A 13,586-nucleotide genomic window follows, 5' to 3' on the forward strand; every position below is an offset into this window, starting at 1 on the left:
GGGGCAAGAAATGCTCGGGGCATACTTGCCCCACTCTTTATCTTTGTTAGTTGTTATATTTGGAATCATCGGTACATCAGCCATTGTTCAGAAAGTCGCCTTTCTGGTTTGGGCTCATGCTTTCGGTTGCGATGAACAACCGGGAGGCATCCGCCGAACATTTCGATAAACCTCCACCTCGTCAGCTGTGTTTTTCTCGATCTCACAGCCCTGGCGCTTTGTATTGCGTTGTCTTACTTGTCTGACCTCCTCTCATGTGTTGAATAGCCTAATCATACTACAGGTGTAAAATTGTGGTCAATGTTTTTTTAACCGAACATCATCATAGTTCAGTTAAATAGGGAAAGAGTCCCTTGTCACACTATATGCGTGTTACATCTAAATGGTCATCACTTTTAATAAAATGGGCACAATAAGCGAGTACGTCTATCTAAATTACCACACTTATATAACCTTTATACGTCATTATGAAAGGTGTTCGCTGACACTGAACGTCAGCGGTGTTAACGTCTTTGTAAATGGTCTCCAGTGTCAAAGAATGACTTGTCAATAAGTGAATTTTACGATGCGGGTGTGAGAATGAGATGCTGTCACGCATTCTTTCTATAAAAAGATTTGATTAAGAGGGAAGACCCATGATTTCTTATAAAATGGTTTAAATGGGCTTAAACGGGTAAGGGTTAATATAAGTCTCTTCCTGTTTCTTAAAATGAACACACCTAGAGTGAAGATACCCCTTTTAAACGAAATTGGCCCTTTTCTCCTAAATTTTTTAGATGCTACATGTTTCTTCTATATAAAACAAACCTTCAATTAGGACATTAGCGTCCGTTAGCTCCGCCTAAATAGATTTTCTCTCCTCTCTATTTTGAGACGGGCGTTTTACGGATTATCAATAGTTAAGCATTGAGAAGTAGACCTGCGCCGGGACACCTTGTGCCCCAATCGATTCGCAGCTTAGTGCAAAAGATGTCAACAATGCTTATGACGAAATTAGCTTTTCATTCAATTGTATTCGTCATGATAGCGCTTTACTATTGAATTAGACAAGGAACATGTCTAAATGCCTAAAAAGAGGAGGAAAACGATAATGGCACAAGAAAAAGGGTCAATACGTACTCGTGTTCAAAAGTTCGGTAACTTTTTAAGTAGTATGATTATGCCGAACATCGGCGCGTTCATTGCCTGGGGGTTGATTACTGCACTTTTTATTCCTGATGGCTGGTTCCCGAATGAATCGTTCGCTGAAATGGTCGGACCAATGATTACGTACTTATTACCATTATTAATCGGTTTCACAGGAGGTAAGTTAGTTCACGGTACACGTGGGGGTGTCGTAGGGGCAACAGCTACGATGGGGGTTATTGTAGGCGCAGAGATTCCTATGTTTATCGGCGCAATGATTATGGGACCACTCGGTGGTTTTGTCATTAAACAGCTCGATAAAGCGATTGAAGGCAAAATTAAGCCTGGTTTTGAAATGTTAATTAACAACTTCTCAGCTGGTATCTTCGGTGGTGCCCTTGCTATCCTCGGTCTCGTAGGTGTAGGGCCGTTAGTTAATGCTTTCAGCCAAGCGGCAGGTGTAGGGGTAGAAATAATTGTAGACGCAGGTTTATTACCGCTTGCAAGTATTCTCATTGAACCTGCGAAAGTGTTGTTCTTAAATAACGCTATCAATCACGGTGTTCTGACACCACTTGGCCTTGAACAGGCTTCTGATGTTGGACGCTCGATTCTATTCCTGTTAGAAACAAATCCGGGACCTGGTCTTGGTATTCTTCTTGCATATATGTTCGTCGGTAAAGGAATGGCAAAACGTTCTGCACCAGGCGCAGCAATTATTCACTTTTTCGGTGGGATTCATGAAATCTACTTCCCGTATATTTTAATGAAACCAACGTTAATTATCGCAGCTATTGCTGGCGGCATGGGCGGGGTATTCACGTTTAACTTGCTTGGTGCTGGATTGCCTGCCAGTCCATCTCCAGGTAGTATCATCGCTTATACTATCTTAATTCAACCTGGTAACTATATCGCAGTATATGCAGGCGTCATTGTCGCTACCGTTATCTCCTTTGCCGTTGCGGCTGTCATATTGAAAGCGAGCAAAAATAAAGGTGAAGAGGATCTATCGGAAGCAACATCAAAGATGGAATCGATGAAAGGTAAGAAAAGTTCAGTGTCTTCTACTTTAACTGAGGGTGACCATGATGAAGTTAGTGCGGACACAGTCAACAAAATTATCTTTGCTTGTGACGCTGGTATGGGGTCCAGTGCAATGGGGGCCTCCATCCTTCGCGATAAAGTAAAGAAAGCGGGTCTAAGCATTGAGGTCGCTAACACAGCCATTAGTCAATTACCTGATGATGCTGATGTGGTGATAACGCACAAGGACTTAACACCACGAGCCAAACAAAAGCTTTCTTCTGCTCATCACATTTCGGTCGATAATTTCTTGAGCAGTCCAGAATATGATAAGCTGATCGATCAGCTAAAGTGATACAGCCTATCGCTGTAACGGAGTGATTAACCATGATGTATGTGTCTGCTAGGGACCGCTACATTTTAGATAAACTAATTGAACAACCTGAGGGAGTGACGATCCGGGAGATCGCCAGCTCCCTTCAAGTCAGTGAGCGAACCATTCACCGTGACTTAACGACGTTTGATGCGCTTCTACGCCCTTATGAATTAACGTTGAAGAAAAAAACGGGTAAAGGAATTTACCTACAAGGGGCTAAGGAACAAATTAAGCAGTTCGCTCAAGACTTACAAGATTCAAAGCATGTGGATTTCATGCCTGAACAGCGTCAGGTGATCATTACGTGTAAATTGCTAGAAGCGTTTGAGCCTACAAAGCTGCAATCCCTCGCTTCAGATCTAAATGTCACTGTGGCGACTGTTAGTAATGATTTAGAAAAAGTCGCTGAATGGCTGGCCAAGTACGATTTAAACCTAAAGAAACGGCGCGGATACGGCATCCAAGTCACTGGTCTTGAATCAGCAAAACGCCGCGCCATCAGTGGTATTCTTGCGGAAAACTTCGATGAAGCTGACATTCTCCAATATATCCGGCGACAACTGCCTTCAGAAAGTGCTGCAGTGAGTCAGTCGATCGCTGGACAATTACTTGGCTTTATAAATGTGGAGAAGTTGAAGCAAGTGGAGGAAGCGGTTGAAAGAATCAGCCGCTCTTTAGATTATCGTCTGGCAGATTCCGCATACATTGCTCTTGTTGTGCACTTAACACTCGCTATTGAACGTATTTTAAAAGGCGAAAACATTCAAATGAACGATGAGTTAATGGACCGTCTCAAAGGAAAAAAAGAATTTAAGCTTGCAGCAGAAATGGCACAGCAGCTTGAAGACACTTTTTCGTTAAAAATCCCTGATGCCGAGGTCGGGTACATTACCATGCATTTACGGGGGGCAAAGATACGGCAAGATACGGCCGTCTTGTTTACCGAAGAAAATATGGATACGGCTATGATTGCTAAAAAGCTAACGGAACAAGTTAGTCAACGGGTAAAGATAGACTTGCAGAAAGATCTGTCCCTCTATCAAGGACTGATGGCTCACTTAGACCCAGCCCTTTATCGCTTAAAACAAGGCATGCACATTTACAATCCTTTGCAGGACAAAATACAGCAAAACTATCCTGAACTTTTCACGATTGTTAAAGAAGCTTTTCAACAGGTCCTCACAGACCTTCCCATTCCCGATGAAGAAATTGGCTTTCTCGTCCTTCATTTCGGTTCAGCGATTGAACGGGATAATCAGCGGAGAACCCATGAAGCCGTGGTTATTTGCTCCAGTGGTATTGGGTCATCCAAGATGATCGCAAGTCGGTTGCAGAATGAATTTCCTGCTATTACAAAGGTTAAAAATATGTCCCTGTTTGATTTAGATGATATGAAGCCTGAAGAACTCGATTTAGTCATCTCCACCATTCCGTTAGTAGATTATTCGGTGGATTATGTCCAGGTGAACCCCTTCTTAACAAAGGAAGACGTGTTAAAAATCCAAGAGTATATCGACAGGCAAGAACGTCAAAAAACCATGCCGAAACAAACGGTGCCATCTATCAAAAAAGAATTGAAAAGCACTCATGCAGCACAGAGTGTATTTATGAAAATGCAACAAAGTCTCACCTGCACAGTGGCATTGCTAGAACATTTTAGACTTATCAAGAGCACAAAAACTGGCTCGCTCTGGCCCTCTCTTACAGAAACGATGGAGACATTAAAAGAAAAAGGCCTCATTACTCATGTCGAGGCTGTCATAAGCAAACTAAAAGAACGCGCTAAAATGTCTGGGTTAGGGCTGCCTAACACCACTATGGCCCTTTATCACGCAAGAAGTGAACACGTCTTTCAGCCACTCTTTCTCATACATGAATTGGCACAACCCGTCACCGTTGACGCAATGGATTCACGCACCATTGAGATGAAAAGGGTGCTGATTATGCTTGGTCCAGTCGATATGACGCAGGAAGAGACTGATATATTAAGTTCAATCAGCAGCATGATCATCGAAAATGATGACAGCCTTCACTTATTTCAATATGGAAGTGAAGAGGACATCTCACATTTCATCAGTCATCGGTTGATGACGTACTATCAAAATTATTTTAATGAAGGAGATTCATAATCATGAGTAAACCAATCTTACCGAAAGAAAATGTTAAATTAAGCGCTGCTATTTCTACTAAGGAAGAAGCAATTCGTGAAGCTGGTCGCGTTCTCGTCAAAGGCGGCTATGTGGATGAAGCCTACGTGGATAAAATGTTTGAACGAGAAGAGCTCACATCTACGTTTATGGGTAATTACATTGCTATTCCACATGGAACAGAAGATGCTAAAGATACTGTTCTTGCATCAGGTATCTCCATTCTTCAGCTAGCCAGTCCCATTGATTATGGTGATGGCAATCAAGTAAAAATGATCTTTGGAATTGCTGGGAAAAACAATGAACACCTTGATATTCTTTCTAAAATTGCAATTGTGTGCTCTGATGAAGCTAATATTACTAAAATGGTGAATGCGTCCAGTGAAGATGAGCTTTTATCCTTGTTTAGCGAGGTGAATTAACATGCAGGTTGTTCATTTTGGCGCTGGTAATATCGGACGGGGCTTTATTGGCAAAATTCTAGCGGAAGCAGGATATGACATCATCTTCGTAGATGTGAATGAGACGATTATTAACGAGATCAATGTGCAGGGACACTATAACGTGTTTTATGCTGAAGAAGAAAAGCGCTCGTTTACAGTAAGTGGTGTAAAGGGGCTCCATTCAGTCCATGATGAGGAAAGCGTGATTCAAGCTATTACTGAAGCGACGTTAGTTACGACTGCCGTCGGTGCTCATATCCTTCCTCATGTCGCTCCTGTTATTGCGAAAGGACTCATTAAACGCGTGATCATGACAGACGACCCGTTAAATGTCATTGCTTGTGAAAATGCGATCGGTGGATCAGATCTTTTAAAAGAAGCGATTCATAACCATCTTGAAGAAGATACTACTGAGCATATTGAGCGTCTAATTGGTTTTCCAAATGCGGCCGTTGACCGTATCGTACCTAATCAGTCTCAAGCGAATGTTCTAGATGTCCTCGTCGAGCCATTCTTTGAATGGGTTGTGGATAAGAGTGGAATTAAAGGAGAGCTTCCACCGGTTAAAGACATCCATTTTGTTGATCAGCTTGAAGCCTATATTGAAAGAAAGTTATTTACAGTGAACACAGGGCATGCTCTCGCCGCTTATGCTGGATATAAAGCCGGCAAAAAAACCGTGCAAGATGCATTAAATGATGACACTATATTAGCCTCTATCCGAAAAGGCCTCCAAGAAACCGGCCGTTTAATTGTGGAAAAACACGGCTTCAACGCTTCTGAACATGACCACTATATTGAGAAAATTCTCGGGCGATTTTCTAACCCTTTCATTATTGACGAGGTGACTCGTGTGGCTCGTCAACCTATCAAGAAATTAGGCTACAATGAACGGTTAATTAGTCCTGTACGACAGTTAAAAGAGCGCAGCCTATCAGCCGATGGCTTAATAGCTGTCATTGTAGCTGCCCTTCAATATGATTATTCAGAAGATACTGAAGCTGTCGAATTACAACAGAAAATAAAAGAGAAGGGTGTTCAAGCGGCCTTTTGTGAGGTTTCAAGATTATCTCCTGAAGACAGTATTACTGCAGAAGTGATATCTCTTTATAATCGCTAGAGAAATAATGCCTTGTATAAAACATGAGCGTTATCTTCATATTAAGTTTATATGAGCGACTCATTCTATTGAGTCGCTTTCGTCGTGTTATTACGGTAACTACAATAAAGAGTAGTGAAGCCATCATCTCGTTATTAATTTTACCCGTTCTTTTATTTCTGTCACCACAAGCTTTCGTCAAACTATGCCCTTCGCATTTTTAAGTAAATTCAGTGTGAATGCATGTATTTTGCTTCTTGTTGGACCAACTGCTGATTTAATCTTTGTCTTATATACGGTTTATTCCTATTGCCTTAAGCATGTGCCGAGTCACTTAGGCATATTCTTTCATAGTCAATTAACACAAAAAAGGCCAACGTAGCAGCAAATTCCTGCGCAGTCAGCCTCCCTTTATGCGTCTATTCTAATGACCCTAGTTCGCGTTTAACAACGCCAACAATTTTATCCACATATTTATCGCAAAGCTCTACAGTTGGAGCCTCTGCCATAACACGGACGAGCGGTTCTGTACCAGATGGTCTGACGAGCACTCTTCCTTCACCGTTCATTTCACTTTCGACAATATTAATTTCATCAGCGATAATACTATTATTATGGAGAGCGTTTTTATCTGCTACACGAACATTAACGAGCTTTTGCGGGTACTTCGTGACTTCCGCAGCAAGCTCAGACAATGCTTTACCTGTCGCCTTCACAATTTGAACAAGTTGAAGAGCTGATAACAATCCGTCTCCTGTCGTGGTGTAATCTAAGAAGATGATATGTCCCGACTGCTCACCACCCAGGTTAAAGCCGCCTTTTCTCATCTCTTCCATAACATAACGATCACCCACAGCTGTTTGCTTCGTATCAATATCTGTATGTTCAAGCGCTTTGTAAAAACCAAGATTACTCATGACAGTTGTCACAATCGTATTATGCTTCAACTGTCCTTTTTCCTTCATATACTTTGCACAAATATACATGATTTGGTCGCCATCAACGATGTTGCCATTTTCATCAACCGCAATTAAACGATCCGCATCTCCATCAAAAGCAAGGCCAATATCAGCGCCTTTCTCTTTCACGAGAGCAACTAGCTCTTCCGGGTGAGTTGAACCGAATCCATCATTAATATTAACTCCGTTTGGTGAAGAACCAATACAAGAGATTTGGTCAGCTTCCAAATCAGCAAACAAATGGTTCGCTAAAGGTGAAGCCGCTCCATGAGCACAATCAATGGCAATATGTAAGCCAGAGAAATCTTCTGTAACTGTCTGTTTGAGGAATTGTAAATATTTTTGTCCACCCTCAAAATAATCATTAACGGAACCAATTTCTCCGCCAACTGGCCGTGGGAGGTCGTCTTCCATATCATCCTCTTGTTCTAGTAGTTTTTCGATCTCTTCTTCTTGACTATCAAGTAGTTTAAAGCCATCAGAGCCGAAAAACTTAATCCCGTTGTCCTCCACAGGATTATGAGAGGCAGAAATCATGACCCCTGCGTCAGCACTGAGCGCTTTTGTCAAAAATGCCACGCCAGGAGTCGAGATAACTCCGAGTCGCATAACCTCTGCGCCGATGGATAAAAGGCCTGCTACGAGAGCTCCTTCAAGCATATGACCAGAGATACGAGTATCCCGCCCAATTAGAATTTTAGGTTTATCCGTTTCTTTCGTCAGAATGTAGCCACCGAACCTCCCCAGCTTAAACGCAAGTTCAGGTGTAAGTTCTTTATTTGCAACCCCTCTCACACCATCAGTACCAAAAAATTTACCCATTCATATCGCTCCTTCAGAAGTTAAAAATTCAATATATATATATCACCGAATATGACGCCCTTATTCATTCAGGACGTGTCCTCTTCCTCATGCTCATTGTTCACATTTTCTGATTCTTCTTCTTCATTATTGTCGTCTTCAGGCTCTTCTTCCTCATTATTGTCTTCCTCATCATTTTTTTCTTGATTCGTGTTTGCCTGACTGACGCTTCCCCGAGGTGTTTCAGTAATAATAAATGTGACTGTCATGCCTTGCTGAGGAAAGCGAAGATTCTGCGGGCCACTAATCTCAATATTTGCTTCATGCTCCCCGGCTTCTAATCCCTCTACATCTAGAAGAGCTTGTAATTCAGAACGTTCCAATCTTCCTAAAAGAGTCGAACTTCCATTAACGATGAGATCGAATTGACCATCGTCAGGAGAGGTTATCTCTATTGATTGATTATCTTCCAACCCTTCAACATCAATCGAAAAATCAGAAAACTCTCTTTCCTCTTCTTCAGTTACTTCGATATCTACGGTAACTGTTTCTGGACTAACGCTTTCCACGCCGTCTGGCAAAGGGACTTCTAATTCGAATGTATCATCTCCAGAAATCTCGCTTAAATCAATGTTAGGTAGATCGACAAAGGTAATATCATTAATAACCTCCACTGGGCCATAAATCGTCACATTTTCGGGATTTAGTCTGACAGTATCTATTGCCATACCATCGGGAAGCTGTCCCTCTCTCCCAAGCCTAACTGGCACTTCCTTATTCGGGCTTGTGACCGGCACAGAAACTTCAACAGCTGGTGGATCTGCATTTAACTCTAAATCGTTGCCATTCTCATCATAAAAAATGACCGCCACGGATTCCTCAAATGAGGAATCTCGGCTAGATAAATCTATGACGGCTTTCGCTGATACAATCTGTTCAATCATCCCTTGAGCAGCTGTAATATCAACGGTCGAAGGGGTCACTTCGGGGGTTCCAACCACATACCCTTCTTCCATTTGCCCTTCATTGATGAGCTCTACCTCCACGGGGAAGGACACCGTCTGTTTCTCTTGAATCGTCACCCTAACGGTCATAGGAACGATAGAAAGCGTGAGATCACTAGGGAACCCACTATGCTGCACGCGTTCATAATAAACACCCTGTTCTTTGTCAGTTAAGTCTACATACACTTCCTGCTGTGGCTGAGTGACTTGGGCTAAAGTCAAGATATTTTGCGGTCCCCTCAGTGTCACTTGTACCGTTTCTGGCGCCTCAGTAAGTACATAATTTTCCTCGTCATAATAGACTGTTAACGCCACTTCTTCCATGACTCTTGAGCCATCAGTTATACCGGGAATCCCCCCTGGCTGATTCGGAGTGCCATCCATATTGACCATGAGAAATAACATGATGGCAATCACTAGTGAACTCAGTTTAATGAACCAATTTCTATTAAACCATTTATCCATTTTTCTTCCCTCCCCATTGCCAACGGGAAGATGAACCGTTACCTTCTGGCTTTAACAGTTCTTTTTCTAATAAGTTTCGTAATGCTTCCTCATCTAAACTTCGATGGAGCTCTCCATTTTTTGTCACGGAAATGCCACCTGTTTCCTCAGATATGGCAATCGTGATAGCATCCGTCACTTCACTGACACCTAAGGCTGCTCTGTGCCGTGTCCCTAACTCTTTCGAAATAAATGGATTTTCTGATAATGGTAAATAGCATCCTGCGGCCATTATCTCATTATTTTTCAAAATAACAGCACCATCATGAAGCGGTGTATTTGGGATAAATACGTTAATAAGAAGTTCGGACGTCAGTTTAGCATGCATACTGATACCTGTCTCCACATAATCTGTCATCCCTGTTTCTCGCTCCAACGCAATCAGTGCCCCAATTCGCCTTTTCCCCATATAGTTAGACGCTTTAATAATATGTTCAATCGTTTGTTTAATTTCATCATCATCGGCAATGGAGCTGGAATGAAAGAAGCGCCCTCTTCCAAGCTGTTCTAAAGCCCGCCTTAATTCAGGCTGAAAAATAATAATAATAGCTAACAACCCGTATGTAACAGCTTGCTGCATAATCCATTGCAATGTATTTAAGCCGAGGTAGCCACTCAAAAACCACACAGCCAAAATGACTGTGATCCCTTTAACAAGCTGAACGGCACGTGTTCCTTTTATCACCATAATTAATTTATATATAACAAAGGCTACGAGCAGGATATCCGCTATGATAGCCAAAGCTCTAAAAAATGAAATGCCTTCGATCAGATTCATCAGGTTCGTCATGTTCGTTCCTCCAAAATGCCATACTCAGCAAACATGTACTCAACTCGTATATTATAACATATTTTCATGCTGTATCATTCTAACTAAGATGATTAATGTTTCTGCTGGCTTAATATAAATATAGAGACATTTTTTAGACGCTAAAAGAACACAAAACGTTTCTTGATTACTTAAGGAAATTTAATGCATGTTCAAATTTACGATACCCGATCAATCTCATCAAACAAAAACGACTCATACAGGGATGTCGTATTACAGACAGATGTTTTCCCATGGGCTCTACTTTAGTTAAAAAATATGAAAATATGCCCCTCTTTCTCCCACTGATTAGTCATTGATTCAATTAGGACATTACTGGCCGTAGCTCACGCCTATATGGATGTCGTCTCCTCTATTTTGAGCAGGGGGCTTTACATGATAAAAGCATACAGTCTTTTCTGTATGCTTTATTCTAAGTTATTTTGGCTATCGTTATGTGTCTCCTTCTCTACAAAGCTAACTACTTCAGAAAAGAAGGATTTCGTTTGGTACCATAGCCACTCCATGGCTTGATTGATTTCCTTTATTTCTCCTGTTACTTGGTCTGCTGAGGCTAAAAGATGTTCTCCGTTAATGATAGTAATATTCCCTGTAACCTCACCCTCAATTTCTATATCCCCGTTACGAATGATTAAATCCCCTTCAATATTTTCTCCTTCAGGGATAATGACGACGCCTCGCTCCTGATCAACGATAAATCCGCCATCTCCTTGAACGACAATCTCTTTATTGTCATCAGAAAAGGTAGCTGAAAGGCTGATCACGAACAGAAGGAAAAATGTTGCTGCCGCTAAGATAAATGGATGTTTCCTCACCCAGTGCTTCCATTTATATGTTTTGGATTGTTTCGGTAATTGCTTCATAACATTTTCGGTAAAATTAGCCGGTGCTTCAAAATGGGAGCCACTTTGGACAAGGGCGATGGTTTTACGTAATTCCTTAAGATCTTGTTCACAATCCTTACAAGTCATTATATGTTGTTCAAATTGCTTTTTTTCAAGCAATGTCATGTCTTCATCTAAATATTGATGGATAAGAACTTTATTTTCCTTTGAACAGGCCATTCCTGTCACTCCTTTCCACGACTATGAATGTTTAAGCCGCTTACGCAACGCTTCTCTCCCTCGATGTATCCTCGTTTTTACCGTTGCGACTGGAAGATTTAATATCTCACTAATCTCTTTTAAAGAGAGGTCCTCTAGGTACTTTAGAATTATAGCTGACCTATATTTAGGTGGTAACGCCATGATTTCCTGCTGTACCCATTCCTGCATTTCTAATTGGACAACCTGATCTTCAGGTAATTCTTCTTCTGATGAGATTTGTGAATAATATGTAAGATCCTCTGTTCCTGCTACTTGATCTTCCAGGTGAAAGTCCGGTTTTTTCTTCCGTATTCGGTCAATGGCCAAATTCGTAGCGATTCTGAACAGCCACGTAGAAAATTTCCGATTAATATCGTAGGAATCAATGTTCGTGTATGCCCTAAGAAACGCTTCCTGCGCTACATCTTGTGCTTCATGAACGTTTCCTAACATCCGGTAAGCAATATGGTACACTTTATCTTTATAAAGATCCATTAACTCTCCGAAAGCTTGTTGATCCCCTTTTTTAACTTCAACAATAATTTTTTTAACAACAATATCCATACCGCATAACCTCCGCTTCACTGCGGTTACCTTGTATACGTTCACGCAAATGAAAGGTTTCAATTTAATACACAATCTTTATTTTATCACTTAAAAGCAAAAAAAGAATAGAGGGTTTCCATTAAATCCACGTTTACTAAAAAATTGTAAAGGGTATTATAAGAATAAATATTTAAACTTTAGTGACAGATGTTCCCTACTGTACAACCATTGGTGCACACTACGTGTAGAAGGGGGTCATTGACGATGACTGTGGCTGTTCAAAATCTTTCTAAACACGCTTTACTCACGGAAATCGAGAAAACCCGTTCAAAGATGCACTATCTTACAGCTAAAAAACATCGCACATCTGAAGAAGTTGTGGAAATAAGTACACATTTAGATAAACTCCTAAACCAATACCAATCGATGCAACTAAAAAATAACAGCTCGCTCTTATGACAGAAGAATAGGCTTGTAGCCAAAATATTATCGGGCATACAAGCCTTCATTTTTCTTTATAAACGACTTTTAAACTACCTATATATCACGAACACATCCTGACTAAACATAGTGTAGTGTGGCTTTTTATTTTGTGAAGGCACCACGAACTCTCCTTTAATCCTCTCGTCAATTCTTCACGTTGATCTATGCCTCACACGCCCTTCAAGGTAGTCCTTGTCACTTTATAACGAACCGAATTATTAGAAAACATTTTCATCTGACAAAACACCCCTATTTAGCACAACTCATCCAGCGATCTTCCGCTATAGACGGATACTTTCCCAAGGGCTTGTCTTCAGATAATATATTTGTATTCGACTTGACCGTGCTCCACTCTTTTCGTATGATCAGAAGTTCAACAAGTGAATCACCGATAGCTGGGGAAGGAAACGGATCAAACGAGTCTTCCTTAGGAGAAAAAGAAATGTTGCAGCTAGCAATCGAAAGGGAGAAGTGAGAAAACCGTGGAGGTGCTTTATAAAAAGATACTGATTCCCAACTCTGGGGTCGTGAGGGGCCGCTCTTATCGGTTTGGGGATAAGGTTAAGAATCCAATTAGAGAAATAGACGAAAAAAATCCTCTTAAATAGCTACTGGCCCTGACAATAGCTTAATTAAGCGGAGAGACTCCGCTAATGACCCGGAAAATCTGAGAAATAGGTCTTCTCGCTTTGGATAATCGGAAAATTTCCTCTTATATTCCTAAAAATGAGCTCTCTCCTGCATCTAACCGAAAAATTTCCGCTTATTTTACTCTCACTCGATAGTGACAAGACATCTTATCTAGGGTGTATTTCATTGTTCGATTTTAGGCGTTAAAAATGTCTTTGGGACCTTCATTCAAACGATTATAAAAACCCTAGAGATAGCCTCCAGGGATTAGTCATATGTATGGTGGAGCCTAGCGGGATCGAACCGCTGACCTCCTGCGTGCAAAGCAGGCGCTCTCCCAGCTGAGCTAAGGCCCCGTCGTGTAGTTATAGATATTTCACGACTAAATATATTTTCATTGATTAGGTATGGTGAGCCATGGAGGATTCGAACCTCCGACCCTCTGATTAAAAGTCAGATGCTCTACCAGCTGAGCTAATGGCTCACTGTCTTAAATAACTGATTGGCTGTTTACGGTTCTGTCCACTGAGGC

General features: G+C 41.3%; 11 protein-coding genes and 2 tRNA genes. 6 read left to right on the top strand and 7 right to left on the bottom strand.

Going from position 1 to position 13,586, the window contains the following annotated elements:
- The first annotated feature begins 10 nt into the window (after positions 1-10).
- The 5 genes from BK581_RS20150 to BK581_RS12020 all read left to right on the top strand — a co-directional run bounded on the left by BK581_RS20150 (position 11) and on the right by BK581_RS12020 (position 6,234).
- Positions 11-169 carry a hypothetical protein gene (locus tag BK581_RS20150; RefSeq protein ID WP_169837695.1) on the top strand — a complete coding sequence of 53 codons (159 nt, stop codon included), beginning with the start codon at positions 11-13 and terminating at the stop codon, positions 167-169.
- Positions 170-1,090: 921 nt separating this feature from the next.
- Positions 1,091-2,503 carry a PTS mannitol transporter subunit IICB gene (locus BK581_RS12005; protein WP_078578406.1) on the top strand — a complete coding sequence of 471 codons (1,413 nt, stop codon included), beginning with the start codon at positions 1,091-1,093 and terminating at the stop codon, positions 2,501-2,503.
- 32 nt (positions 2,504-2,535) lie between these two features.
- Positions 2,536-4,653, top strand: coding sequence for a BglG family transcription antiterminator (locus BK581_RS12010; protein ID WP_078578407.1), 2,118 nt, complete (start codon positions 2,536-2,538; stop codon positions 4,651-4,653).
- A gap of 2 nt (positions 4,654-4,655) precedes the next feature.
- On the top strand, positions 4,656-5,093 hold the full coding sequence (locus tag BK581_RS12015; protein WP_078578408.1) for a PTS sugar transporter subunit IIA: 438 nt from the start codon (positions 4,656-4,658) through the stop codon (positions 5,091-5,093).
- 1 nt (position 5,094) lies between these two features.
- Entirely contained in the window at positions 5,095-6,234 is a 1,140-nt protein-coding gene (locus tag BK581_RS12020) for a mannitol-1-phosphate 5-dehydrogenase (protein ID WP_078578409.1), read from the top strand.
- A gap of 398 nt (positions 6,235-6,632) precedes the next feature.
- On the opposite strand, the gene glmM is transcribed toward BK581_RS12020, so the two are convergent.
- The 5 genes from glmM to sigW form a co-directional block, all read right to left on the bottom strand.
- Positions 6,633-7,994 (bottom strand): phosphoglucosamine mutase, encoded by a 1,362-nt coding sequence (gene glmM, locus BK581_RS12025; RefSeq protein WP_078578410.1) that lies wholly within the window; start codon positions 7,992-7,994, stop codon positions 6,633-6,635.
- A gap of 68 nt (positions 7,995-8,062) precedes the next feature.
- Positions 8,063-9,442, bottom strand: a complete 1,380-nt coding sequence (locus tag BK581_RS12030; RefSeq protein ID WP_078578411.1) for a CdaR family protein — start codon at positions 9,440-9,442, stop codon at positions 8,063-8,065.
- A complete protein-coding gene (gene cdaA / locus BK581_RS12035; protein ID WP_407690337.1) occupies positions 9,435-10,271 on the bottom strand; it encodes a diadenylate cyclase CdaA in 837 nt (278 codons plus the stop codon). The genes BK581_RS12030 and cdaA overlap by 8 nt, the downstream gene beginning before the upstream one ends.
- A gap of 446 nt (positions 10,272-10,717) precedes the next feature.
- Positions 10,718-11,374, bottom strand: a complete 657-nt coding sequence (locus BK581_RS12040) for a zf-HC2 domain-containing protein (RefSeq protein ID WP_078578412.1) — start codon at positions 11,372-11,374, stop codon at positions 10,718-10,720.
- Between the two features lie 21 nt (positions 11,375-11,395).
- Positions 11,396-11,959, bottom strand: a complete 564-nt coding sequence (gene sigW, locus BK581_RS12045) for an RNA polymerase sigma factor SigW (RefSeq protein WP_078578413.1) — start codon at positions 11,957-11,959, stop codon at positions 11,396-11,398.
- A gap of 246 nt (positions 11,960-12,205) precedes the next feature.
- Here sigW and BK581_RS12050 point away from each other — a divergent pair, with 246 nt between their 5' ends.
- Positions 12,206-12,400 (top strand): aspartyl-phosphate phosphatase Spo0E family protein, encoded by a 195-nt coding sequence (locus BK581_RS12050; RefSeq protein WP_143709677.1) that lies wholly within the window; start codon positions 12,206-12,208, stop codon positions 12,398-12,400.
- Between the two features lie 934 nt (positions 12,401-13,334).
- On the opposite strand, the gene BK581_RS12055 is transcribed toward BK581_RS12050, so the two are convergent.
- Both BK581_RS12055 and BK581_RS12060 read right to left on the bottom strand, forming a co-directional pair.
- A tRNA-Ala gene (locus BK581_RS12055) sits at positions 13,335-13,410 on the bottom strand.
- Positions 13,411-13,462: 52 nt separating this feature from the next.
- Positions 13,463-13,538: transfer RNA gene (locus BK581_RS12060), tRNA-Lys, on the bottom strand.
- Positions 13,539-13,586: the final 48 nt, after the last annotated feature.

The sequence above is a fragment of the Salipaludibacillus agaradhaerens genome, from assembly GCF_002019735.1.
GTDB classification, from domain to species: Bacteria; Bacillota; Bacilli; order Bacillales; family Salisediminibacteriaceae; genus Salipaludibacillus; species Salipaludibacillus agaradhaerens.

Excerpts from the sequence above, each read along its gene's own strand:
- glmM (WP_078578410.1), bottom strand. The coding sequence starts at position 7,994 with ATGGGTAAATTTTTTGGTACTGATGGTGTGAGAGGGGTTGCAAATAAA.
- BK581_RS12040 (WP_078578412.1), bottom strand. The coding sequence starts at position 11,374 with ATGGCCTGTTCAAAGGAAAATAAAGTTCTTATCCATCAATATTTAGAT.
- BK581_RS12030 (WP_078578411.1), bottom strand. The coding sequence starts at position 9,442 with ATGGATAAATGGTTTAATAGAAATTGGTTCATTAAACTGAGTTCACTA.
- BK581_RS12015 (WP_078578408.1), top strand. The coding sequence starts at position 4,656 with ATGAGTAAACCAATCTTACCGAAAGAAAATGTTAAATTAAGCGCTGCT.
- sigW (WP_078578413.1), bottom strand. The coding sequence starts at position 11,959 with ATGGATATTGTTGTTAAAAAAATTATTGTTGAAGTTAAAAAAGGGGAT.
- BK581_RS20150 (WP_169837695.1), top strand. The coding sequence starts at position 11 with ATGCTCGGGGCATACTTGCCCCACTCTTTATCTTTGTTAGTTGTTATA.
- BK581_RS12010 (WP_078578407.1), top strand. The coding sequence starts at position 2,536 with ATGATGTATGTGTCTGCTAGGGACCGCTACATTTTAGATAAACTAATT.
- BK581_RS12020 (WP_078578409.1), top strand. The coding sequence starts at position 5,095 with ATGCAGGTTGTTCATTTTGGCGCTGGTAATATCGGACGGGGCTTTATT.
- cdaA (WP_407690337.1), bottom strand. The coding sequence starts at position 10,271 with ATGACGAACCTGATGAATCTGATCGAAGGCATTTCATTTTTTAGAGCT.
- BK581_RS12050 (WP_143709677.1), top strand. The coding sequence starts at position 12,206 with ATGACTGTGGCTGTTCAAAATCTTTCTAAACACGCTTTACTCACGGAA.
- BK581_RS12005 (WP_078578406.1), top strand. The coding sequence starts at position 1,091 with ATGGCACAAGAAAAAGGGTCAATACGTACTCGTGTTCAAAAGTTCGGT.